The organism is Emticicia sp. 21SJ11W-3 (assembly GCF_024138715.1).
Lineage (GTDB): Bacteria > Bacteroidota > Bacteroidia > Cytophagales > Spirosomataceae > Emticicia > Emticicia fluvialis.
The window spans coordinates 4,270,047-4,294,104 of record NZ_CP092074.1 but is presented as its reverse complement, the minus strand read 5'-3'; the positions used below and the strand labels follow the sequence as shown (position 1 = coordinate 4,294,104).

Genomic DNA, 24,058 nt, shown 5'->3' with positions numbered 1-24,058 from the left:
GATTTGGCAAGAATAAAAAAACTATCTATCTTTGCAACCCCAAAGGATTTTTGGTAATATACACGGGCATAGTATAAGGGTAGTACGAGGGTCTCCAAAACCTTTGGTCTGGGTTCGAATCCTGGTGCCCGTGCAAGTAAAAAGAACATAAAAATTTTATGGTAGAATTTTTCAAAAACTCTTGGGTAGAAGTAACCAAAGAGGTAACCTGGCCAAAGTGGAGTGAGCTGCAATCAAGTGCTACACTTGTATTGGTGGCATCAATTATTTTTGCTTTGGTTGTGGGTGTTATTGATTTTTTGATTGAGAACGGTCTCCGTTTGTTTTATCAATCAGTGTAAAACCTTAAATTTTTGCTAACGATGAGCGAAATTAATTGGTATGTTGTAAGAGCAGTTTCGGGGCAGGAGAAGAAGATTAAGTCCTACATCGAGAATGAAGCCATTCGTCGCAAATTAAGTGATCTGGTTCCTACAATTTTAATTCCATCGGAAAAAATAACCGAAGTGCGTAACGGTAAAAAACGTGTACGTGAGAAAAGTTATTTTCCGGGCTATATTCTTGTGAATGCCGACCTGAACAATGGTGAGGTATTGCACATGATTAAAAGTATGCCGGGTGTTATTGGCTTTCTTGGCCGTAACAACGGTACCTCAATGACTCCGGAGCCTCTTCGTCAGTCAGAAATTAACCGTATCTTAGGTGTACAGGAAGAGGTTATAGGTGAGGTGATTTCTCCAACATTAACGTTCACCAAAGGCGAGAATGTAAAAGTTATCGACGGGCCATTCAGTGGTTTTGACGGTACTGTGGAAGAAATAAACGAAGACAAGAAAAAACTAAGCGTAAGCGTAAAGATTTTCGGTCGCAGTACTCCTGTAGAACTTGGTTACGTACAAGTAGAAAAGATGTAATACAAGATATTATTCGCACAAAAGTCCCTTCTGCCCAGGTAGAAGGGACTTTTGTTTTTAGGTTATACCTGGCTCATAAAGCATCTATCTGTCGCTTTATTACCTTTTTGTCAGCCTGTGTTTTGGCTAATTGATACGCCTGCTCAAAGTGATTTCTGGCTTTAGCTGTATCGGTATCTTTGTATAACTCACCCAAAAGGGTAAAGTAATAGGGGTTATCGGGCAGATTCAATTTCCCGGCTTCGATAATAGCTTTTGCTTTGCCATGCACCTTAGAGAACGCAAAGGTGCGGTTCAATGCCGCTATGGGCGAATATTCCAGCATCAGAAGCTGGTTATAAAGCTTTAGTATTTGCTCCCATTTTTCAAAAGTATCGGCTTTAAAGGTATGCCAGTAGGCAATGCCTGCTTCCAGATGATATCTGGACACCTGTTGGCCTTTAGAAGCCAGGTGCAGGTAATTCATCCCCTTTTCAATCAATTCTTTGTTCCATAGACTCTCATCCTGTTCCTGGTATAGAATTATTTCTCCGTTTGCATTTTTACGCGCCTCAAACCTTGAGGCATGAAAACACATCAATGATAGCAAGGCGTTTGCCTCCGGTTTGTTAGTGGTTTCATTCTCAATGAGCATATAGGTAAGCCGCATGGCTTCCAGGCAAAGGTCATTACGGAGAACAGCATCCTGGCTTTCGGAATAATAACCTTCATTAAAGAGCAGATACAGGGTGCGCAGCACAGCATTTAGTCGGCTGGGTATCTCAGTTTCAGGTGGAAACTCAATGGCTACTTTTTCGGTTCGCAGTTTCTCCTTAGCTCTGTAAAGCCGTTTATTGATGGTTTCTTTATTAGTCAGAAAAGCCGTGGCTATTTCATCTATACCAAAACCGCAAAGAATGCGCAATGCCAGCCCTATCTGCGCTTCAATAGCAATAGAGGGGTGGCACACAGCAAAGAGCATCTGTAGCTGGCTGTCTGTCATGTTTTTGTCTGACAGGTCAATTTCTACCTCCTGGCTCCCTGTTGCTTCTGATGAAACCAAAGGGCCCACTTTTTCATTAAAAATCAGATTACGGGCAATGATATTCCTGGCCTTGTTTTTAGCAACCGCATAGAGCCAGGCGGTAGGGTTGGGCGGGATACCCTGGTAAGGCCATGTTTCAAAGGCCAGCAGAAAGGTATCACCGGCTATGTCTTCGGCGGTTTCAATATGTGCTATACCCATCAGTTTTGACAACACCACGGTTATCTTCCTGAACTCGGTTCTGAACAAATGTGGTATGAGTTCCTGATGCTGCATAGGGTTTGGGTGAGCCCTTACCATTACGGGAAGGGCTGCGCTGATTTTTAATGAACACCATCACCTTTGGCCACTTTTCTTACTTCTACGGTGTTGCCTTCTCCCTGCAAAACAGGGCATCCTTTAGCAAATTCAACGGCTTCGTCTATCGATTCGGCTTTTACAATAATGTATCCCCCGAGTGTTTCTTTTATATCACCAAACGGGCCATTGGTTACTACGTTGTTATGATGTACTACTTTGGCGTGGTCGTGAGGCAGGCCGTTGCCACCTACAAATTTGTTCTGAGCCGCAATGCTGCCAATCCAGTCCATAGTTTGTTTCATCCAAACCTGCATTTGTTCGGGAGATGCCACCTTGCTGCCATCTTCATGTCTGAAAATCAATAGGTATTCGTCCATTTTTTTAATCGTTTAATGGTTTTGAAATGTTTTCAGTAACATAACAATTGAGTTGAAGCGGATTGGACAAGGAAATTGAAAATTATTATAAAAATACCAATGCCTGTTATGGTAGCCATTAATCCTTCACAATCCTCAATTTAGAAGCATTCTGCTGGCTGAGTGTTATGTATGTAAGATTGACAGCTGTGAGCCTTAATTCTGTTTGCACACGTGCGAGACAGGTAAGTGCGCTTGATTTATTGATGCGCGCAATAACATGGTTAAAAGAACAACTTGGGTCTAGCACATAATTACAGGCCTTATTGGTTGTGAGTGTAAGATTCTCAATTTCGCAGCTAACAAAGCGGATATAACTGCTCCGGCTATTGACTGTAAGTCTATTAGTGGCAAAGTCTGAGAAAATGGTCTGGGTGGCTTCGCCCCAGTAAGATTGTAAATCGGGCGAATGCAGGTAAATCTGTCTTTGTATGGGCTTTTCTTTGGTTGATTTGGGAGTTTTAAGGGTGTGTATGATCAGGGTATCGCCTTTAAAAGTTATTTCAACATATTTCATGAAATTGCGGTGCATTTCAATATATGATTTCCGGTCGGCCTCCAGATACACTTTCACAGGGCCAAGGTCGCAATTAACCACTACATGTTTAAAGGGTCTCAAAACTATTTTTTTGAAGGGGGGCTGTTGAGCCAGAGAGTCATATTCGGCAAGGACTTCAACTTCTTTTTTGTTTTTGGGGAGGCTGAAATAATACCAGATACCACTTGCAATAACAACCAATACCATAATACTATTAAACCACCTGCGCTTGCTTACCATTTTTAAATTTTTAACTGAGACCAGAAAAGAATATGGCTTATTAATGCCTGTAAATATGGTTTAAACGAATTTCTAAAATGGCTTAGTATTTCAATTCGGTTTTCAGAAAATCAATAATCTTGTCTTTGATGTAGGCTTCATCAAACATTTCGCCGTAATGCGGCGCATCTTTTACAATAATCAGGTGATTTTTTACATGCAATAACGTTAGCCATGAGCTCAGTAGTTTAGACTGATTCTGTGGAACAGATGGGTCTTTTTCGCCCTGAATAATCAGGAATGGCGGGTCATTTTTATCTATATAAGTAACAGGGCTGGCCTGTTTTGCCAGGTCTGGTCGGTCAATTGGTGAGGCGCCAAGTAGCATACTTACGGCATCAACTGTGCCTTTGGGTTGTTCTGGTTTTAGCATGGCCAGAAAATCAGCAGGCCCGTAAAAATCTACCACAGCAGCAATTCTGAATGAGTTTTTGCTTCCGGCAGCCAAAAACGAAGGCACACGATTGTTATGCGAAAGCGCCAGCAAAGAAGCCAGATGTCCACCCGCCGAAAAGCCCATCAGAGCTATATTGTCTTTGTTATAACCATATTTTCCGGCATTCTGATATAGAAACTCAACTGCCTGATTACAATCTTGTATTTGTGCCGGAAAAACAGCCTGTGTGCTGTGGCGGTAATCAATAGAAGCAAGAGCAAAACCATTATTGAGCAGCGCATGAATGGTCTTCTTCATGTAGCTCATGTCGGCATATTTATCGTTCTGCATCCAACCACCACCATGCACCCATACTACCAGCGGCATACCGGCTTTGGCATTGGCAGGTAAGTAAATATCCAACAGATGCTTTTGCAGGGTATCTTTAGCGTAAGGTATATTGCCATGAAGCCGGGTACCTGCCGGAAAAAACGAGATAACCTTATTTGCTGGCTGCCCGAATGCAAAAGAGGAAATTAAAATGCATAAAAGCAGCGAAGTAACCGGGCTTTTCATGATTTAACTATTGGTTTAAATTATAAATATAAACAAAATGCCCGATTGGGCAACAAAGTTAGTCAATTACATGCCCACAAAACTGAGCGGTGTTGTCAATAATTTTACCTCCTTTTCTAAAACCCAGGCCACAGGCTTCGCCTGCAAAAAATACTCCTGCCTGATAATATTTACCGGCATTATCTTTCAGAAATTCGGTGTATTCCTGAAAAACAGTGTTCTGTTCAAAGTATTCACCGTCTTTATGTTCAAGAGATGCACCGTCGGCTGTCAGGATTCTCACGTTAGCTCCTTCACGGCCAAACAACACTTTTTCTACGCTGGCTTTGCCAGCAAGCGCTTGAGATTCCGTCTGTAATAAAAGCGGGTGGTCTGGGTTTAGCTCCCATAAAACTTTCAGAATACACTTCGACTGAAACAACAGGGTATAGGCCGGGTTTAGTACCACCGCTTTTTGTTTAATAACTATTTCGGTCAGTATATCTGTCAGTTCAGGTTCGTCCCAGCCAATATATTCCCACGGAATCAGCTTAAACCAATAGTCATATCTGGTAAAGCTGCCATCTTTAGGGTTTTGTTTGTAGATACCTTCAATGGCAGAAAACTCCACCTCGTCTATATATTCAAAAGCTACTTCAAATCCTGCTTCTCTGGCGGCCTCTCCCAATACCTGCATATTGGTGTCGTCTTCCGGGAAATCTCTCATGGTAGAGATTAACAGAGAAGGCTCAAAGCCGGGATTCTCAATCTGCACTTGCCTGAAGTTCTCTACCAGACTTTCGTAAAGCGTATTAAACTGACGGCTTTCATCCAGATTATTGGCTTTCAACGATGCCCACTGAATAATGGCGGTTTCTGGTATGCAGGTGGCGGTATCTGCATTAAATTCTATCAGCTTTATGGGCTGTCCATCCAGTCCGCCGCTTAGGTCAAATCTGCCATATAAATGCCAGTGTTTGTCGGCGTCCCATGAGTATCTTACCAGTCTGTGCAGATTTTCAGGTATGCCCAGTTCTTCCAGCCGGTTGTTATCCAGCACGTGCTGAGCGGCTTCAATGAAAAGTTCGTATAGCTCGTTGGCTCCTTCATAATATGCTTCAGCTTCCTGTTCAGTAACTATTACGGCATCATCTGTAATATACGGCAATGTATCTTCACCCAACATCCAGTCCCAACCGGCATTTCGTAATGAGGTTTGAGGTGGTATCAGTAATTTTCTAAATTTCATGTATCAGATATATTTATGAATGATGGCTGCCGTGGCTTGAACTGCGGAAAAACCCGGTTTTGCCACCCACCGGCCTGGCCATAGTGGTTCTTGAATGGTTAATGCTCTGGTGGATTTCGCCTGAGCGCTGAAAGGCAGCCGTGGTAGCATAGTACCTCATCATACCGCCGCCATAGTATCCATGTCTGCGATGAGAAGAAGAATCTCTTCTTGAACCTGAGCTTTGGCTGAAACCGTTAGAGGTGTTGATGTCTGGCCTGTATTGGGCATAATTGGGGCTCATGGTTTTGGCTAGCAGGTAGCCCATACCTCCATATAGCAAGGCATTAGATAGATTGTTGTTCTGCCCTATGTGGCTGGCATTTGTACGTACCTCATTATCAATCAAAGCCTTTACTGCTCTGGGCGAAAGTGTATCCTTTTTGCCATCCAGATAAGTTACAATGGCTTTTGAGCTATCGGCCGGCACTTCAATCTCGTCGGTAATTTTAAACTCACCTTTAGCCGTTTCAGTTATATAAGTTCTTACCCCTTTTGTAAAAACCTCTACTTCTTCATATTCATAGTCGCTGTCAGAGTCGTTGTTGCAACTCTGCACGGTAAAGCTGCTTCCTAAAACAGCCAGTGCCAATGTACTGCTGATGGTAATATCCTTTACTTTCCTGATGAAAGCACGGGTACTAATGGGTGTCATAATTCGGTTTAGTTTTGAGTAACAAAGGTTTCCTAAAAGTAAAGATAAACAAAGCAGGATTGGAAGAACGGTTATTTCTACTAAAAATGTGGGTAAAAATTGATGTAGCAAGTCTGAAAACGTTTGGAATTATTTAGAGAAGCAGTTTGTTGATGCTTTATAACCTACGACATTTCCAAAGAAAAATCTGATGAAACTTCTTTTACATTATTTAAGCCGCTACCGTTGGCAGGTGGTGCTGGCATTGTTTCTGGCGGCTGTTAACCAGACTTTCTCTTTACTGGATCCATATATTTTTGGGAAACTGATTGATAAATACGCCAATCGGGCCAAAGATTTTGCCGAACCTGACTTTATGAAAGGGGTACTGCTGATGCTCCTGGCCATTATCGGTGTGGCTATGGTAAGCCGTATTGCCAAAACGTTGCAAGACTACGTTGTAAACATGGTAATTCAGAAACTGGGCGCCAGTGTGTTTACTGATGGCCTCAGGCACACCCTTAAATTGCCTTATCAGCAATTTGAAGACCAGCGAAGCGGAGAAACACTATCTGTTTTGCAGAAAGTGCGTACCGATTCTGAGAAGTTTATTACCTCTTTTATTAATGTGGCGTTTACGTCTCTGGTGGGTATTGTTTTCCTGACTATCTATTCGTTAAGTGTTAATTCATGGCTGATAGCTATATACTTTACAGGTGCCTTTTCACTGGCAGCCCTTACGAGGGTACTGAGCAGGAAAATAAAGGAGATTCAGGGTGTTATTGTAAAAGAAACAACGGCACTGGCTGGTACCACAACTGAATCATTACGGAATATAGAGTTAATTAAAAGCCTTGGACTAACAGCGCAGGAAATTAAACGATTAAACCAAAATACGTTCAAGATTCTTCAACTGGAGCTTAAAAAAGTACGAGGCGTGCGCAGTATTAGTTTCATACAGGGTACGTTTGTTAATTTTTTGCGCCAGTGTATCCTGTTTATTTTATTGTTCCTGATATTCAGAGATCAGATGACGGTAGGGCAGTTATTGAGTTTACAGTTCTATTCGTTTTTTGTGTTTGGCCCTATGCAGGAAATTGGCAATGTGATTATTGCGTATCGGGAAGCTGAGGCCTCATTAAATAACTTTGACAAATTGCTGAAAAAGCCGATTGAAGTAACGCCTGAGTTTCCGACACATCTGGGTGTGGTAAGACATCTGAAATTTGACAATGTGAGTTTTAAGCATTTAACTGCAAACGCTAATGCATTAGACCAAGTGAACTTTGAAGTAAACGAAGGGCAAACAGTTGCTTTTGTGGGGCCTTCAGGCTCTGGCAAAACCACTTTGGTGAAGTTGCTGGTAGGTTTGTATAATCCGTCAAGCGGGGTAATTCATTACAATAACCTGCCGTCAGACAGGATCAATATTGAAGAGCTACGCACACAGATTGGGTTTGTAACGCAAGATACACAGTTGTTTTCTGGCACAATTAAAGAAAACCTCTTGTTTGCACATCCAACCGCCACTGATGATGAAATTATGGAGGCACTCAACAAAGCTGCCTGCCAGACATTGCTTGCCCGTGCCGATAATGGCATTGAATCAGTTATTGGAGAAGGTGGCATTAAGATTTCGGGTGGTGAAAAACAAAGACTTTCTATTGCCAGGGCATTGTTGAGGAATCCGAAAATTTTTGTTTTTGATGAGGCTACCTCTGCCCTCGATTCACTTACCGAAGAAGAAATTACCAATACCGTAAAAGCTGTAACAGCGCTGGGAGATTACATTACCGTTATGATTGCGCACCGCCTGAGTACCGTTATGCACGCCGACAAAATTTTTGTTCTGGAGCAGGGCCGTATTATTGAAGTAGGCAGGCATGAAGAACTGCTGGCCGAAAAAGGTTTGTACTATGCTATGTGGAGACAGCAGATAGGGGAGCGGAAAAACACGCTGGCAGTAGCCTGAAACAGTTGAATTTGCGAATAAAAAATGCCCCTGATTGCTCCGGGGCATTTTTTATTGGTTTCGCATTACCTTGGTAATCTCGTTCAGTTTCTGCACTTTGTCCTGAAAATCGCCTTTCAGTTTGTTTCTGATGGCCTGTAGGTTGTCGAGGGTTTCCTGAAGATTATCAGGTAAGATTTCCTCCAGTATTTCTCTGAAACGCTTGGCAAAAGTCGGCGACTTACCATTGGTTGAAATGGCGATTTTTAAATCATCTTTCTGCACAACCGAGCTCAGGTAAAAATCGCACAGGTCGGGTGTATCAGCAATATTAACCATTATTTTTCTGGCTTTGCAATCTATCTGTACCTGTTGATTCACCGATTTATCATCTGTTCCGGCAATTACCAAATCAATGCCATGAAGGTACTGGCTGTCATACTTTTCAAAAACAAGGGTCAGGTCATGGCTTTGTGCCAGATGCCTGATTTCTTCTCTTATCTCAGGCGCTACCAGTGTGATTTTCGCTTTGGGTGAGTTTTTCAATACGGCTTCCAGCTTTTCAAGACCTACGTTTCCACCGCCTACTATAAGCGTATGCAGGTGCTCCAGTTTCAGAAATATTGGAAACAGCGTATTCATAATTAAATAGTAAAAGTTTTTTGAAGCAATTGCATCATTTTCTCCAGCCCTTCTTTATCTACCTCCGAGAAATCATCCAGTTCATCGCTGTCAACATCCAGCACCATAGCTACCTGGCCGGTGTGGTCAAAAACAGGTACTACGATTTCTGATTTTGAGGCCGAACTACAGGCAATATGCCCCGGGAATTGGTCTACATCAGGTACTATCACTGTTTCTCTTGTGCGGTAGCAATAGCCGCATACGCCTTTATCAAAATTAATGCGTGTGCAGGCTATGGGTCCCTGAAACGGCCCCAGCACCAATTGATTTTCTTTCTTTATATAGAAGCCTACCCAGAAAAAACCGAATGCCTCTTTCAAAACGGCCGCTATATTGGCCAGATTGGCAATGGTGTCTGTTTCTGTACTGATCAGCGCTTCTACCTGGGGCAACAGGCTGTCGTAAATCTCTTTGCGAGTTGCTGTTTGTGGTATATATAAGGTCTCGGCCATCAATTTCCGGTTTTAAAATTATTCTTATGCTTTCAAGGCTTTTCTTACCTCGGGGGCTACTACTGAGCCAAACAGCTCAATGGTTTTTAATATTTTGGCGTGAGGAATGTCTCCCTTTACCATCTGTGCCAGAAAGCGTGTATGGCCAAAAAGTTCTGACTGATAGAGTATTTTGTCGATTACCTGCTGCGGACTACCTACAAACAAAGGGCCGTCAGGTAAGCATGAAAGTTCGAAATGCTCACGGGTTATAGGCGACCACCCGCGTTCTCTACCCACCCGGTTCATCAGTTTTTCGTATGACGGCCAGAACTCGTCTTCCGCTTCCTGCGAGGTATCGGCAATATAAAACTGCGAGTTGATACCTAACTGAAAAGTGGCAGGGTTATGCCCGGCTTCTTTGAACGACTGCTTGTAAAGATTTACAAACGGCACATACTGGCTGGGTCTGCCTCCTAAGATGGCCAGTGTCATAGGCAGGTTCATTTTACCTGCTCTGATAGCCGATGCCGGAGTGCCACCCACTGCAAGCCAGATGGGCAATGACTCCTGAATGGGTCTTGGATACACACCCAATTTGTAAATGGGCGCTCTGTGTTTGCCTTTCCAGGTGATGATTTCCGACTGGTTGATTTTTGAAAGTAAATCGAGTTTTTCTATAAACAACTCGTTATAGTCTTGCAAATCATAACCAAATAACGGGAAAGACTCTGTAAATGAACCCCTGCCTGCCAGTATCTCGGCACGACCGTTAGAGATGAGGTCGAGCGTAGAAAAGTTCTGGAACGTGCGTACCGGGTCTGCAGAGCTTAAAACCGTTACTGAACTTGACAAACGTATATTTTTAGTAACCGCAGCAATGGCAGCCAAAGCCACTTCGGGCGCTGAAATGATAAAATCAGGGCGGTGATGCTCGCCTACTGCAAAAACGTCTAAGCCTACCTCGTCTGCCAGTTTGCCTTCTGCAATTAATTCCTGCATGCGTTCGTGTGCATTAACCGCTTTACCTGCTACACCATCAGGATGCACCTCGCCAAATGTACTGATACCTAGTTCCATGAAAATCTGTTGTGGGAGTTTTATGCCGGGATATTGACGTTATTGAAAAATCTTTTCAGATAGCTTTCTGATGCTTTAATCTGCCAGTTGGTTGACAAGTCGGCCAATGTTTGAATATGATTGTTGTTCACGAAAACAACCGTATCAGCAGCGATTAATCCGCTTTCTATGGCTTTTTTAGGCTGGAAAATAGAAAAAGTTTTTATTTCGCTACCATCAAGGTAGGCCTGCGAGCGGTCGAAGAAATCAACATTCAGTTGTTCGCCCAGTTCTTTAAACCAACGGGTTGAAGCATCTATTGAACAACCGCTGGCTTCGTACTGGCTTTCGTCAAGGGCAATAATTACAAAACGATTCAGCAGCACTTTTACTGAAGCTAATAGTGCAGTGCCGTGAGCCGCCCACTTGGTTACAACAGGTTGAAGTGTAGTTTCAACTAAAGAAACCTCATTATCGGTTAGTGTACGGTTAGCCTGGTATATCCAGATGCGCGCGCTCTGAGGTAATTGTTCAAAAGAAATATACATACTACAGGTTTTTATTCTGTTAGATAAACATTCAATCTGCCTGTAAAAGTTCTTTGAGCCTAGTATCTTATAGGGAAGTATTAAAGCGTCTGAAGCAGCAATTCGGCCAGATCATACACCTTCACCTCGTGTTCTTTTTCCTTGTTTTTCACGCCGTCAGACATCATAACCATACAGAACGGACAGGCCACGGCAATGGTTTTGGCTCCGGTTGCCAGGGCTTCTTCTATGCGTTCTACATTAATATCTTTAAAGCCTTTTTCCGGTTCTTTAAACATTTGTGCACCTCCGGCACCACAGCATAGCCCATTGGTACGGCAACGTTTCATTTCAACCAATTCTGCATCCAGCGTTGCCAGAACCTGGCGCGGCGCTTCATAAACATCGTTGGCCCGGCCCAAATAGCAGGAGTCATGGAAAGTAATTCGCTGGCCTTTAAATGTGCCGCCGCCTTCAATCTTCACGCGGCCGTCGTTGATGAGTTGTTGCAGATATTGCGAGTGGTGGATTACCTCATAATTGCCACCTAACTCGGGGTATTCGTTTTTGAGCGTATTGAAACAATGCGGACAGGCCGTTACTATTTTCTTAACGCCGTAGCCATTCAGCACCTGTATGTTCTGCTGGGCAAGCATCTGAAAGGTAAACTCGTTACCAGCCCGGCGGGCTGGGTCGCCGGTGCAGCTTTCTTCTGTGCCCAACACGGCAAAGTTCACCCCGATTTTATTCAGAATTTTTACAAAAGCAATGGTTACTTTCTTGTAGCGGTCGTCGAAAGAACCGGCACATCCAACCCAGAAAAGCACTTCAGGTTCTTTTCCCTGAGCGGCCATTTCTGCCATGGTAGGTACTTTATATTCTGTAGCGTCTGTCATAGTTTTGTCGTTAGTCGCCCCATCAGACTGAGGCTTATAGCAAAAATAGTATGCTTGCATAATATTTGCAATAATAGAGCAAAATATTATTAAAATGTGCAGTTAAGAATGCTGCCAATAAAAGTCTGCTGATTTGTTATGTCATTCTTCTACAAAAACAGCCTTTTATCAAAAAAAGCCTGGCATCGGGTCATTATCCATGTTTATTTGTTGCGTATTGAACCTGCGAGCCTATGATTCATTTATTTAATGAAGATGGAAACACCCTTGATGTAGTGAAAATGAATGGCAATTCGTTAGTTTTCTCATCACTAAGGCAATTTTATGAGCCCGTAAAATCGGAAGGGTTTGCCATCAAGTATGTGGTTGAAGGCATTGAGAGGTATCAGCTGAACGGACATAGCTACCCTATTACAGCAGGAGATTATCTGCTAACTAACGACACCTGCGAAGGCAAGGTTGAGGTTGATGAGAGACGAAACGTAAAAGGTATTTGCATTAACATAAGCCCCCGGCTGATAGCCGAAGTTATTGCCGGTTGGAAACGACCTGATACGCCCTTTAGTGATGCAGAATTGGGCAGTTTTTTTGTTTCGGCTCACTTTTTTGAAAGTGGTTATCGGGATACTGAAACCCTGCTTGGACAATACTTAAGACAACTTACCGCAACTGTTCGCAGTGGGTTAGCTGAGCAGGATAGTATTTCTGATGAGTTCTTTTACCCTATTGCCGAAAAAATTATACAAGACCAGCTTCCGGTTTTCAGACACCTGCGGGCTATACCAGGCGTAAAACCGGATACCAGAAAGGATTTGTACCGGCGTGTGCAAAAAGGACGAGATTATATAAACGCCTGCTTTATGTTGCCTTTGTCAATCAAAACTATTGCACAAGAGGCCTGCCTTTCAGAATACCATTTTTACCGTCTTTTCAAGGCAGTTTTTGGGATGTCGCCCAACCAGTATATCATTAAAAAACGGCTGGAATTTGGCAAAAGTATTTTACTGCAACACAGGTACGCTGTATCAGAAGCAGCAACGCAATCAGGCTTTGCCGATATATACACCTTCAGTAAGGCATTTAAAAGATATTTCGGTTTCCCGCCATCAGCATTTTTAAAAGGAAAGCGTTTTTAGGTTTTCAAAGCCAGATAGCGGCATTTTAAAGATGTAAAGTACGAATTAGCAGAATTTGACAAATTGATTTACGGGGTAATTGATACCTTTGGGTACAAAATTTTACTAATCCGAAAATCTTACTAATTATGAAAAAGCAAGAAGCGTTTCTTCAATCCAAAACTTTCAGGGTTCTGTTGGTTATTTCAATTGTGTACTGCACCATTGTAATATTCAAAGCCGGCTATGCCACGGGCCAATGGCTGTTTGCTGTACTTAATTAAGCATAAGCCACATTTATAGCATTACTAACGTTAAACACACACCATACATTATGATTAAAAAGCTATTACTATTATTAGTCGTCAGCATAACGGCAACCGCACAAAACGGAAACATTAAGGGTACAGTAAAGACCAGTAAAAATGAAGCCATTGTCGGGGCAACAGTTATGTTGTCGAAATTCCCGAAGGGCGTTATCGTAAAATCTACTTTTACAGATGCTGAAGGTAGGTTTGAATTTGAAAAACTGAGATACGATTCCCTCGAAATCTCAGTTAGTTTTGTAGGTATGGCTAAGTTTGTTTCAGATAAAATTATTCTAAGCGGCCAAAGCCCAACTCTTGATCTGGGTACCATTACCCTTGCTGACAGCGACAACCAATTGCAGGAAGTAGCCATAACAGCTCAAAAGGCTTTTGTGGTACAAAAAATTGACCGAACCGTTGTTAACCCCGATGCCCTGATAAGCAATGCAGGGGTAACATCGCTTGAGGTGCTTGAAAAAGCCCCGGGTGTAATGGTAGATGTAAACGGAAATATATCATTGCGAGGTAAAAGCGGCGTAGTAGTATTTGTTGATGACAAGCCAACTTATTTGTCTGCAGCAGACTTGGCCAATTTCCTGCGTACTATTCCATCTTCTACTATTGAATCTGTCGAAATCATGCCTAATCCACCGGCTAAATATGATGCAGCCGGTAATTCGGGGGTTATCAACATTCGCTTGAAGAAAAATGTAGCTAAAGGTATGAATGGCGGTTTGAATCTGTCTTATGGGCAGGGCCAGAACCTGCGTACCAACAACAGTTTCAATTTCAACTACCGCATTAATCAATTCAATTTCTTCTCTAATCTGAGTGTTAATCAGAACAATACTTATCAGGATTTGACTATTACCCGCAAGTATTTCACTGATGCGGGTCAGCTGAGTTCAACCTTTGTTCAGAACTCATACATCCGGCCGTCGAACGGAAGCCGTAATCTGAGAATTGGGGCCGATTATTACGTAACCAAAAAAACTACGCTGGGTATAGCATTAAGTGGTTTCATTAACCCATCGAGCCGGAATGTGAAAAATACGGCGGTTATCAGAGACGGACAGGGCAGTATTACCGGTTTGGTAGATGCCTATAATCCTATGGATATTTTATTTAAAAATGGCAGCATAAACCTGAATATGACGCATCAGCTGAATAGTAAGGGCAGAGAGCTATCGGCTAATGTAGATAATATTGTGTATAAGTCAAGCATTGAACAGGTACTTGAAAACAGTAATCTGAACCCTGACGGAAGCCTTGCCGGCAAGACCATTCTGGCTTCAAATTTACCTTCTGACATAAGCATCAGAGCGCTTAAAGTAGATTATCTGCATCCGTTAACAAAAGGTGGCAGGATAGAAACCGGGGCAAAAACCAGTTTTGTAAAAACAGGCAATATTGCCGATTTTTATGATGTGGCAGACGGACAACAGCAGCCCAATTATACATTCTCTAATAACTTTCAGTATAAGGAAAACATCAATGCAGTGTATGCCAATTACTCGAGAGATTTTAAGAAAATATCGGTGCAGTTAGGCTTACGTGTTGAAAATACCAACATAACGGGCAATCAACTGGGCAATATTGTTGTGAAAGATTCGTCTTTTAAACGAAACTACACCAATCTGTTTCCTACTTTTTATACGCAATATAGGTTGGATTCCGCCTCAAAGCATGTTGTCGGGCTTTCTATCGGCCGACGAATAGACCGGCCTAATTATAAAGACATGAATCCGTTTACGTATCCGATGGACAGATTTACGTATTACGGTGGTAATCCGTTTTTACAGCCTACGTTTTCGTATAATTTTGAGTTGTCTTATACTTACAACAGTTTTGTTACAGCAACGCTTCAGTATAGCAAAATTGAGAATGTGATTTCGGAGACCAACGAGCAAAGGGGCAATATTTATTATAGCCGGCCCGGCAATTTTGCGAAACAGGTATCTTATGGGATAGAATTGAACGGCTCTTATCCTGTTACCAAGTGGTGGACCGTGCAACTGTATACGGCCTATCTTAATAATACATTTGAAGGACCGATTTATACCGAAACCCTGAACGAGTCGCGCTGGTTTTGGGTTGCAGTACCTACCAATCAGTTTACAATTAACAAAAAATGGAGTGCCGAACTGGCAGGGTCGTATCAGACCAAAGTATTGTCTGGTCAGTTTCTGGTAATTCCTATCGGCTCGGTCAGGGCAGGGGTTTCTACCAAAATAATGAAAGACAAGGGTACATTAAAACTGAACATAAACGATGTTTTTTACACCAATCAGGTGGGAGGCGACATCCGCAACATCAAAAATGCAGCAGCAAGCTGGTTCAGTTATTTAGATACCCGTGTGGTAACGTTATCTTTTTCGTTTAGATTCAATAAGGGGCAAAACCTGAAATTACGCCAGAGTGGCGGTTCAGAAAGTGAGCAGAAACGTGTGAAGGCCTGATGGTAAGCCCATCCCCGGCCCTTCCCCGTTAATGGGGGAGGGGTCGGGTGGGGTTAATTATATTACGCTCTTCCATCCGCCACCTAAAGCCCTGTAAAGCCCGATGACACCTTCAAACTGACTTTTACGCAGGTTTATTAGTTCTATTTGCGCCTGCAAGGCATTTTTTTGTGCCGTAATTACCTCCAGATAAGTGGCTCTGCCAAACTTGAATAATTCTACCGATGTGTTGATGGTTACTTTCAATACTTCTACCTCTTTCGATTTCAACTCATACATCTCATTGGTATTCTCAATCAGATTCAGGTAGTTATATACCTCAGTAAAACTATTCACAATTGTTTTTCTGTAATTAGTGTAGGCAATTTTCTGGTCTGCCTCAGATGCCATCAACTCGGCAATCAGCTGGCGTCTGTTCAATAATGGTGCAAACAAACCACCGGCCACATTGTAGGCAAACGAACCCGGATTAAAAAGTACCGCTGCCCTGAATGCCTGCAAACCCATACTGCCATTGATGTTGAGCGACGGGTAAAATGCTGCCTTGGCTGAATATATATTGGCATCGGCGGCTATCAGGTCAAACTCCGCCTGTTTTATATCGGGTCGGTTTTCAAGTAATTGCGAAGGAATACCAGCCGATAGTTTTGGTGGAACTACTGTCTCCCAGGCTGCAGCCCTTCGTGCAATTGGTTGCGGGAACCTGCCGGATAAGAAATTAATCCGGCTTTCGTTTTCAATAATTTTCTGTTTTACCTCAATTTTTAAAGATTGCGAGCTCAACAACTGGGCACTCATCAGTTCTACACCTAGCTGATTGGCTTCACCGGCCTGTTTCATTACTTTCACAATATCCAGCGCTTCCTGTTGCAGGCGGATGTTATCTTCCAGTATTTTCAGTTCGTTGTCAAGAATCAATAATTCAAAATAGGCGTCGGCAATTTCAGCAACCATTGAGGTTACCACCAGATTGCGGCCGTGTTCACTGGCAATAAACCGCGCTGCTGCTGCTTTCTTCTTACTTTTCAGCTTGCCCCATAAGTCAATTTCCCATGATGACTGTATGCCCACGAAAAAATCGGGGATACTGGGTGAAGGCAACTTTTGCTTGCTATCCAGATTGGTTGAAAACTGGGTGTCGTAGTTACCTACGCCATCAATTGTATAATTACCGAACTTACGTGAACCCACCGACAGTGCAGCTGATAAATCGGGCCTGTCAATACCCTGGGTGAAACGTACCCCCGCACGCGCCAACTCAATATTTTGAAGAGCCACCTGCAAATCAAAATTATTCTTAAGCGCTGTGTCTATCAGGGCGGTAAGGGTAGGGTCGTTAAAAAACTCATTCAGAGTGGCCAGTTTGTGGGCATCTGCCCCTGCTTTGGCACTGAATTGCTGTGGTAGGTTTACTGGTTTTTGGTCTGGTAAATTCTGTTTTATTTTGCAGCCGCCTAATAAGACAGCTGCCATGAGCGTGTAAATATATTTAGGCTTCGGCATAAGCTTCTTCAGTGATTTTTTTAGCTTTTTTGTTACGATTAAATGTACCTGCAAAGATGATGTACAGCCCCGGAATGACAATCACTCCAAAAATGGTTCCGAACAGCATACCTCCGGCAGCTGCAGTACCAATGGTTTTGTTACCGATAGCACCTGCACCGGAAGCAAACATAAGCGGAATTAAACCTGCCACAAAGGCAAAGGAGGTCATGAGGATTGGCCTGAAACGGGCTACTGCACCACCAATGGCAGCCTGCAGTACAGATTTGCCCTCTTTTTGTTGCAATACGGCAAACTCAACAATCAGAATGGCGTTTTTGCCCAGCAAACCTATGAGCATTACCATGGCCACTTGTGCATAAATGTTGTTTTCCAGCCCGAAAAGAAATAAGAAGAACAACGAGCCGAATACCCCCACAGGTAATGAAAGAATAACAGGCAAAGGCAGCATGAAGCTCTCGTACTGTGCAGCCAGCAATAAGTAAACAAAGATGAGACAGATAATAAAGATGTAAATTACCTGATTGCCGGATAATACCTCTTCGCGCGTCATTCCCGACCATTCGTAGGAGTATCCACGCGGAAGTTTTTCTTTCGCCACTTCTTCAATAGCGCGGATGGCATCACCACTACTATAGCCGTCGGCAGACTCGCCGTTTAACATCGCTGAAAAATACATGTTGTATCGAGTGAGCTGTTCAGGGCCGTAAATGCGTTCAATACGGCTGAAAATGGAGTAGGGTACCATTTCACCATTTTTATTCTTGATACGTAACTTCATGATATCATCAGGCTGGGCGCGATACTTCGGGTCAGCCTGAATCATTACTTTGTACATCTGCCCATAGAGAATGAAGTTGGTAGCATAAAAACTACCAATGAGCGACTGCAGATTGCTCATGGCGTTATCAACCGAAATGCCCTTTTTGGCGGCCATATCCTGATCAATATGAATAAGATACTGCGGAAAATTAGGGTTGAAGCTGGAGAACACTTCTTTTATCTCAGGCCGTTTACGGAGCTCTTCCATAAAGGATTCTGTTACTTCTGCTGTTCTTTGCAGGTTACCGGTACCGGTTTTATCAAGCAGTCGCATTTCAAAACCACTGGCATTACCAAAACCTGGCACAGCAGGAGGCGGAAAGAACTGAATCTCGGCACCTTTAATGTGTTTGGTTTTTTCTACCAGTTGCGCAATGATGTCGTCAGCAGTAGCTTTTCTTTCGCTCCAGGATTTCAGGTTGATGGTACTCATACCGAACGACGCCCCTACACCGTCGGTCATCATACTAAAGCCAGACAGGCTTGAGATGGATTCAACCTCTGGAAGTTTCTGCGCAATGCGGTCTATTTCATTCATTACTTCTTCTGTGCGCTCAAGCGTAGCCCCTGCCGGTGTAGTTACGTTTACATAAACGGTTCCCTGGTCTTCGGTAGGTATAAAGCTGGTAGGCAGCACCTTGCCCACGCCCCAGGTGGCCACACAAAAGGCACCCAGAACAAGTACGGTTACGAGCCTGCGGTTAGCAATAAGGCCGAGAAGTGTTTTGTATTTGTCAGAAAGTTTATCGTAGCTCCGGTTGAAGCCATCAAAGAAACGCGTCAGTAGATTGCTTTTTTTCTTTTCAAGATGTGGGTTTTTCAGCATCAATGCACATAGCGCGGGGGTAAGCGTAAGCGCATTTACACCCGAAATAACAATGGAAATAGCCATTGTGACCGAGAACTGCCGGTAAAATACACCCACCGGGCCGGAAAGAAAGGCCACCGGCACAAACACGGCCGACATAACCAATGTAATGGCAATGATGGCACTGCTGATTTCACCCATCGACTCAATGGTGGCTTCTTTGGGGCCAATATGTTTTTCTTCCATTTTGGCATGCACGCCTTCTACCACAACAATGGCGTTGTCTACCACAATACCAATGGCCAACACCAATGCAAACAGGGTAAGCAGGTTAATAGAGAAGCCAAACAATTGCATAAAAGCAAAAGTACCTACCAGAGAAACAGGAACCGCCAGCACCGGAATAAGGGTAGAGCGGAAGTCTTGCAGGAACAGGAACACGACAATGGCTACCAGAATAAAAGCCTCAATCAGGGTTTTGATTACTTCATGAATTGATGCATCAAGAAAGCGAGAAACATCATAACTGATGGTGTAGGTCATGCCCGGTGGAAATGTTGTTTCTTTCAGGAATTCGAGACGGGATTTGATATTGGCAATTACCTCACTGGCATTTGAGCCAGGTCTTTGTTTTAAAACTATGGCGGCTGATGGTTTACCGTTTTCCTTTGAAAGCACGTCGTAATCTAACGAACCAAATTCAAGGTCGGCCACGTCTTTCAGGCGAAGCAGTTCACCGTTCTCAGAAGCCTTAATCACAATATTTTCATACTGTTCTTTTTTGGTCATCTTACCTGTGTAGCGCAATACATATTGTAATGATTGCGACTGGCGACCGGAACTCTCACCTATTTTACCGGGGGCTGCTTCAACATTCTGCTCTTTTAGCGCCTTGATGATGTCTTCGGCCGAAATCTCATAGGCATCCATGCGGGCGGGTTTCAGCCATACACGCATGGCGTATTCGCGCGAGCCCATAATATCAACAAAACCTACACCGTCAATTCGTTTAAGTTCGGCCAAAACGTTTATATCGGCAAAGTTATAAATGAATTTTTCGTCAAGCGAGGTGTCAGAACTAATCAGGTTGATGTACATCAACATACTGTTTACTTCTTTTTCGGTTGATACCCCGGCTTTAATTACCTCTTCGGGTAATTCGTCCAATACGGTTGTAACGCGGTTCTGTACGTTTACGGCTGCCACGTCGGGGTCGGTACCTACTTCAAAATATACCTGTATGATGCTGGTTCCGTCGTTACCAGACATGGAGGTCATGTAGGTCATACCCGGCACCCCGTTAATGGCTCTTTCAAGGGGCATTACAACGGCTTTGGCGCACACTTCGGCATTAGCGCCTGTGTACTTGGTTATAACTGAAACGGCCGGAGGGGCAATGTCCGGATACTGTGTAATAGGCAGGCCAATCATAGCCAGAACCCCCAGCAATACAATAAATATAGATATAACCAACGACAGAACCGGTCGGTTAATAAAATTTGTAAACATGTGTATCAGGGTTATTTTATGGCATTGTTGGCCACAAGGTCTTTTGATATTTCGTTCATTTCCACAAACTGTGGTTCAACGGTCATGCCGTCTTTGATATTCTGGATACCTTCGTAGATAATCTTGTCATCAGGCGACAAACCCGAATCTATGATATAGAAGTGAGGCATCCGGCTGTTGGTTGTAATGGGCTTTATCTTGACCTTATTACTTTTGTCAATGACATAGACATACATCTTATCCTGAATTTCGAAAGTGGCTTTCTGCGGAATAATCAGTGCTTTTTTGTATTTTCTTAGCAAACGTACTTTACCGCTGGCACCGTGTTTCAGAATCTTGTCGGGGTTACTGAATCTGGCACGGAAAGCTATATTGCCCGTGCTTTGTTCTATTTCACCTTCAGTAGTTTCTATTCGTCCTTTAAACGGATGCTCCTCGCCGTTGGCCAGTATAAGGGTTACGTTTTTAGATTGCTCCTGGTCTGCTTTCAGGCCATTGGCATAATTCAGGTATTCTTTTTCAGACACATCAAAGTAGGCAAATACTTCGTCGTTTTTAGAAATGCTGGTAAGCAGCGTGCCGTCTTCTATGAGGCTTCCTGTTTTGTTCGGAATCCGGTTTACAATTCCACTGAAAGGCGCTTTAACCTGCGTATATGTATGTTGAATTTTGGCAAAAGTTTCGTTGGCCTGTGCTTCTTCCACTTTGGCTTTGGCCAGTTCAACTTTGTTTTTTGCCATTTCAAGTTCAGTATTCGAAACCACATTTTTATCTACCAGGTGGCGTACATTCTTTAGTTCAAGTTCAGTAGCTTTTAACTCCGTAATGGTGCTTTTAAGCGCAGCTGATGCTTTGGCAATGTTTTCGTTCAGCTCAGGGTTATTGATGGTAAACAATAGCTGGCCTTGTTTTACATACTTGCCTTCGTCAATATAGATGTGGTCGAGGTACCCTTTTACTCTCGCTCTGATTTCTACGTTCTGAACAGCGTTAATCTCAGCCACGTAGTCAATCGGAAGCGTGGTATCGATGGCGATGGGCGATGTAACAGGAAATTTTTCCGTCTCCTGAGCTTGCTTCTGACCATCGTCTGTGCTGCAGGAAGATGCCAGAATGAGCATCGAAAGTGTAATTGTAAGATTTTTCATAAACATTCTTGGTGATTCATATTATTTAATGTAGCGCGTGTGTTAAATTAAATTTATCGTATACAAATGGCTATTCCTAGAAATTCTTTGAAAGTCAAAGTCTTTTGTTGGAATCGTACAATGATATACATAGCAGTAGCCCGACAAGGACTTTGCCACAAAGAAAAACGGTGTTTTGTGTTGGAAGCTAAAATGTTACTTTCGTTACAACTGCCTCACCAGCAGCTTGTAATGGCTGCGGAAGTATGTAGCGACGGTAAATTCAGGCGAACAAATCTGATTGTTCGGGAGGGGGAGTGTTCAGGCCCAGGTACACTTCATGTACAAGGGAGGCGGAAAAGGCAGCTTCCTTACCAGGTTTATGTTCAGCAACCACAGGATTGAAAAATCCGGAGCTGATGTATTCATCGGCGTCTTCCAAACCATAAAAGTTGGTTTCAAAAGAACAACTATCTTCAATGCTAATATCCAGACACAGCTCTGATTCATTTGTTGTGAGTTCATAGATGCGGAAGGCATCACTTACGAACTGTCTGCAAATAAATAAGAACATCAGCAGTAATAAAAAATGTACGTATGTAGTAGTTTTTTTCTTAAATACCGGCCTCATGTCTTTCACCAGAAAAAGGATATCTGTTGCAAATATAGATATTAACAACTAATGCACTGCCGGGGTTTCAAAAAACTGCTAAATTTCTCTATAAACAACTTGATTTAATCGACCAAACGAAAGAAGTGCATCTATTAGGAATGGATTATTGGCAATCAAAAAAAAAGGTATCAGAAGGAATGCCCCTCTGATACCCTCAAAGATTGAATCTGCCGGAAATGCCTAATAGAGTTTTTCGTAATATTCGGTTGCCATTCTGTCTGAATCAAAAAAGGCATTCACGTCTTGCATGCTTTGCCATACCATTTGCTGCCATTCGGCTGGTTTGTCATAATACATTGGTAAAATATGCTGCTCAAGTGCATCAAACAAGTTATTGATATCTTGTGTATCTCTGTCATGCTCGGGGTAGCCCGGGGCAACAGGAACAACAAAAGAATTCTGTTTGGTAGCAAATTCGCAAATCCAGCCGTCGAATGTAGACAAATTTAGCGCTCCGTTCATGGCGGCAGTCATACCGCTGGTACCTGATGCCTCGCGCGTTACCACAGGCGTATTGAGCCACACATCGGCCCCGTCTTTAAGAGTCTTTGATAATGCCAGTTCGTAACCCGTCAGCACAGCCATGTTTGGAAAAAGATGACTTAAATAATACAGATGGTTAAATGTATTGATGGCGCCTTCGTCAAATGGGTAAGGTTTGCCCGCCCATATAAACTGAATCGGGTATCGAGTGTTTTTCATCAGTCTTTCAAAACGCTCGCGGTCTCTGGTCAGTAAATCAGGGCGTTTGTATCCGGCAAAGCGCCTTGTCCAGACAACAGTGAGTACTTCGGGCTTGAAAAGTTTGCCACACTGGTCGGCCACGGTTTTAAACAAGGTATTCTTCAGCTCTTTTTTTCGGTCTGCTATTGTTTTTGTATCGGCCTTTTTTCTGGCTTTTTCAAGCGTTTTATCGGCCCAGTAAAGGTTATTCTGTGCATTGGTTATATGGGTAATTTCGCAAACGCCTGCGTAGCCTTTCCACATCGTACGCGACACGTCACCATGAAGTTTTGACACCCCGTTGGCTTTTTTGCTCAACCGAAGCGCTACCAGAGAATGATTGAAAATGTTATCTTTTATGCCTGTAATTTTCCTGACTTCATTGGTGGGTATGCCGTTAAAAAAGCTCATGCTTTCAAGCAGGTTGATGTCATGCTTTTCGTTACCAGCTTCTTCGGGTGTATGCGTGGTAAACACCAGTCTTTTTTTTACCTCTGCGGCATTGCCCAGTTTTTTATACAAATGAAAAATGCCCGAAACGGCGTGGGCCTCGTTGAAGTGGTAAGTTTCCGGCTCATAATTGAGTTCGTCCAGCAATTTCATGCCACCCAGGCCCAGTATCATACATTGCGCAATTTTTGTATTGGCGTCGGCGTCATATAATCTGTATGAAATGGCTCTCGCCCAGGGGTCATTACCGTCAGTATCGCTGGTAAGGAAAAACATGGGTACCGTGCCGAAAGTTTGAGGCGGGAGAAAATAGGCGGCTATCCAGACAGGGCGGTTCTGAATGGTTATCTGAAAACGGATGCCTGTGTCTTTAATGAAACTATATATTTTTTCGCGGAATTGCACCGCCATGCTGTTATCAGTATTCCGCCCCTGGTCGTAATAGCCATACTTCCACAAGATGCCTATGCCTATCAGGTTTTGTTTTAGTTGAAACGCACTGCGCATGTGAGAACCCGCCAGAAACCCAAGCCCACCCGAATAGGTTTTCAGTGCCTGGTCTATGGCAAATTCCATACAGAAATAAACAGCAGATTTTTTAAATTGGGGGGCAAAAGTATAAGGATGAGCCAGTTGCTCAGGAAGATTTTTCATACTTACTCAGGTGTTTGTTTGGCAATTATTACCAA

The 24,058-nt window shown here is 43.1% G+C and carries 22 protein-coding genes and 1 tRNA gene; 7 read left to right on the top strand and 16 right to left on the bottom strand.

Annotated features, from left to right (window positions below; genetic code table 11):
* The first annotated feature begins 62 nt into the window (after window positions 1–62).
* The 3 genes from MB380_RS18190 to nusG all read left to right on the top strand — a co-directional run bounded on the left by MB380_RS18190 (window position 63) and on the right by nusG (window position 914).
* Window positions 63–133: transfer RNA gene (locus MB380_RS18190), tRNA-Trp, on the top strand.
* Window positions 134–158: 25 nt separating this feature from the next.
* Window positions 159–341 carry a preprotein translocase subunit SecE gene (secE, locus tag MB380_RS18185; protein ID WP_101728098.1) on the top strand — a complete coding sequence of 61 codons (183 nt, stop codon included), beginning with the start codon at window positions 159–161 and terminating at the stop codon, window positions 339–341.
* A 21-nt stretch (window positions 342–362) separates the two neighbouring features.
* A complete protein-coding gene (gene nusG, locus MB380_RS18180; protein WP_101728097.1) occupies window positions 363–914 on the top strand; it encodes a transcription termination/antitermination protein NusG in 552 nt (183 codons plus the stop codon).
* A gap of 73 nt (window positions 915–987) precedes the next feature.
* On the opposite strand, the gene MB380_RS18175 is transcribed toward nusG, so the two are convergent.
* From MB380_RS18175 to MB380_RS18150, 6 genes are all read right to left on the bottom strand, one after another.
* Complete coding sequence (locus tag MB380_RS18175) at window positions 988–2,214, bottom strand: RNA polymerase sigma factor (protein WP_253529487.1); 1,227 nt, start codon at window positions 2,212–2,214, stop codon at window positions 988–990.
* A gap of 47 nt (window positions 2,215–2,261) precedes the next feature.
* Window positions 2,262–2,615, bottom strand: coding sequence for a YciI family protein (locus MB380_RS18170; RefSeq protein ID WP_253529484.1), 354 nt, complete (start codon window positions 2,613–2,615; stop codon window positions 2,262–2,264).
* Between the two features lie 118 nt (window positions 2,616–2,733).
* On the bottom strand, window positions 2,734–3,432 hold the full coding sequence (locus tag MB380_RS18165; protein WP_253529481.1) for a hypothetical protein: 699 nt from the start codon (window positions 3,430–3,432) through the stop codon (window positions 2,734–2,736).
* 82 nt (window positions 3,433–3,514) lie between these two features.
* Entirely contained in the window at window positions 3,515–4,423 is a 909-nt protein-coding gene (locus MB380_RS18160; RefSeq protein WP_253529478.1) for an alpha/beta hydrolase, read from the bottom strand.
* Between the two features lie 58 nt (window positions 4,424–4,481).
* The gene (locus tag MB380_RS18155; protein WP_253529468.1) at window positions 4,482–5,651 is read right to left on the bottom strand and encodes a glutathionylspermidine synthase family protein; all 1,170 of its coding nucleotides are present in this window, start codon (window positions 5,649–5,651) and stop codon (window positions 4,482–4,484) included.
* Between the two features lie 13 nt (window positions 5,652–5,664).
* Window positions 5,665–6,345, bottom strand: a complete 681-nt coding sequence (locus MB380_RS18150) for a hypothetical protein (RefSeq protein WP_253529463.1) — start codon at window positions 6,343–6,345, stop codon at window positions 5,665–5,667.
* A gap of 190 nt (window positions 6,346–6,535) precedes the next feature.
* Between MB380_RS18150 and MB380_RS18145 the strand changes: the two genes are divergently transcribed.
* Window positions 6,536–8,296 carry an ABC transporter ATP-binding protein gene (locus MB380_RS18145; RefSeq protein WP_253529460.1) on the top strand — a complete coding sequence of 587 codons (1,761 nt, stop codon included), beginning with the start codon at window positions 6,536–6,538 and terminating at the stop codon, window positions 8,294–8,296.
* A gap of 51 nt (window positions 8,297–8,347) precedes the next feature.
* Here MB380_RS18145 and MB380_RS18140 read toward each other — a convergent pair whose 3' ends face one another.
* The 5 genes from MB380_RS18140 to MB380_RS18120 all read right to left on the bottom strand — a co-directional run bounded on the left by MB380_RS18140 (window position 8,348) and on the right by MB380_RS18120 (window position 11,872).
* Window positions 8,348–8,917, bottom strand: a complete 570-nt coding sequence (locus MB380_RS18140; RefSeq protein WP_253529456.1) for a bifunctional precorrin-2 dehydrogenase/sirohydrochlorin ferrochelatase — start codon at window positions 8,915–8,917, stop codon at window positions 8,348–8,350.
* 2 nt (window positions 8,918–8,919) lie between these two features.
* Window positions 8,920–9,411 (bottom strand): GAF domain-containing protein, encoded by a 492-nt coding sequence (locus MB380_RS18135; protein ID WP_253529453.1) that lies wholly within the window; start codon window positions 9,409–9,411, stop codon window positions 8,920–8,922.
* 24 nt (window positions 9,412–9,435) lie between these two features.
* Window positions 9,436–10,470 carry an Atu2307/SP_0267 family LLM class monooxygenase gene (locus tag MB380_RS18130; protein WP_101728087.1) on the bottom strand — a complete coding sequence of 345 codons (1,035 nt, stop codon included), beginning with the start codon at window positions 10,468–10,470 and terminating at the stop codon, window positions 9,436–9,438.
* A 20-nt stretch (window positions 10,471–10,490) separates the two neighbouring features.
* The gene (locus MB380_RS18125) at window positions 10,491–10,997 is read right to left on the bottom strand and encodes a hypothetical protein (protein ID WP_253529451.1); all 507 of its coding nucleotides are present in this window, start codon (window positions 10,995–10,997) and stop codon (window positions 10,491–10,493) included.
* 80 nt (window positions 10,998–11,077) lie between these two features.
* A complete protein-coding gene (locus tag MB380_RS18120; protein ID WP_253529449.1) occupies window positions 11,078–11,872 on the bottom strand; it encodes a (Fe-S)-binding protein in 795 nt (264 codons plus the stop codon).
* Between the two features lie 233 nt (window positions 11,873–12,105).
* On the opposite strand from MB380_RS18120, the gene MB380_RS18115 reads away from it, so the two are divergent.
* From MB380_RS18115 to MB380_RS18110, 3 genes are all read left to right on the top strand, one after another.
* The gene (locus MB380_RS18115) at window positions 12,106–13,008 is read left to right on the top strand and encodes an AraC family transcriptional regulator (protein WP_253529439.1); all 903 of its coding nucleotides are present in this window, start codon (window positions 12,106–12,108) and stop codon (window positions 13,006–13,008) included.
* A gap of 128 nt (window positions 13,009–13,136) precedes the next feature.
* Window positions 13,137–13,271 carry a hypothetical protein gene (locus MB380_RS21870; RefSeq protein ID WP_256503997.1) on the top strand — a complete coding sequence of 45 codons (135 nt, stop codon included), beginning with the start codon at window positions 13,137–13,139 and terminating at the stop codon, window positions 13,269–13,271.
* Window positions 13,272–13,321: 50 nt separating this feature from the next.
* Window positions 13,322–15,754 (top strand): TonB-dependent receptor, encoded by a 2,433-nt coding sequence (locus MB380_RS18110; protein WP_253529437.1) that lies wholly within the window; start codon window positions 13,322–13,324, stop codon window positions 15,752–15,754.
* 57 nt (window positions 15,755–15,811) lie between these two features.
* On the opposite strand, the gene MB380_RS18105 is transcribed toward MB380_RS18110, so the two are convergent.
* From MB380_RS18105 to glgP, 5 genes are all read right to left on the bottom strand, one after another.
* On the bottom strand, window positions 15,812–17,227 hold the full coding sequence (locus MB380_RS18105; RefSeq protein ID WP_253529428.1) for an efflux transporter outer membrane subunit: 1,416 nt from the start codon (window positions 17,225–17,227) through the stop codon (window positions 15,812–15,814).
* Between the two features lie 16 nt (window positions 17,228–17,243).
* Window positions 17,244–20,396: an efflux RND transporter permease subunit gene (locus MB380_RS18100; protein WP_101728082.1), complete on the bottom strand. Its 3,153-nt coding sequence runs from the start codon at window positions 20,394–20,396 to the stop codon at window positions 17,244–17,246.
* An 11-nt stretch (window positions 20,397–20,407) separates the two neighbouring features.
* Window positions 20,408–21,544, bottom strand: a complete 1,137-nt coding sequence (locus tag MB380_RS18095; RefSeq protein ID WP_253529425.1) for an efflux RND transporter periplasmic adaptor subunit — start codon at window positions 21,542–21,544, stop codon at window positions 20,408–20,410.
* A 262-nt stretch (window positions 21,545–21,806) separates the two neighbouring features.
* Window positions 21,807–22,154, bottom strand: a complete 348-nt coding sequence (locus tag MB380_RS18090) for a hypothetical protein (protein WP_253529407.1) — start codon at window positions 22,152–22,154, stop codon at window positions 21,807–21,809.
* A gap of 222 nt (window positions 22,155–22,376) precedes the next feature.
* Window positions 22,377–24,023: an alpha-glucan family phosphorylase gene (gene glgP, locus MB380_RS18085; protein WP_253529406.1), complete on the bottom strand. Its 1,647-nt coding sequence runs from the start codon at window positions 24,021–24,023 to the stop codon at window positions 22,377–22,379.
* Window positions 24,024–24,058 lie beyond the last annotated feature (35 nt).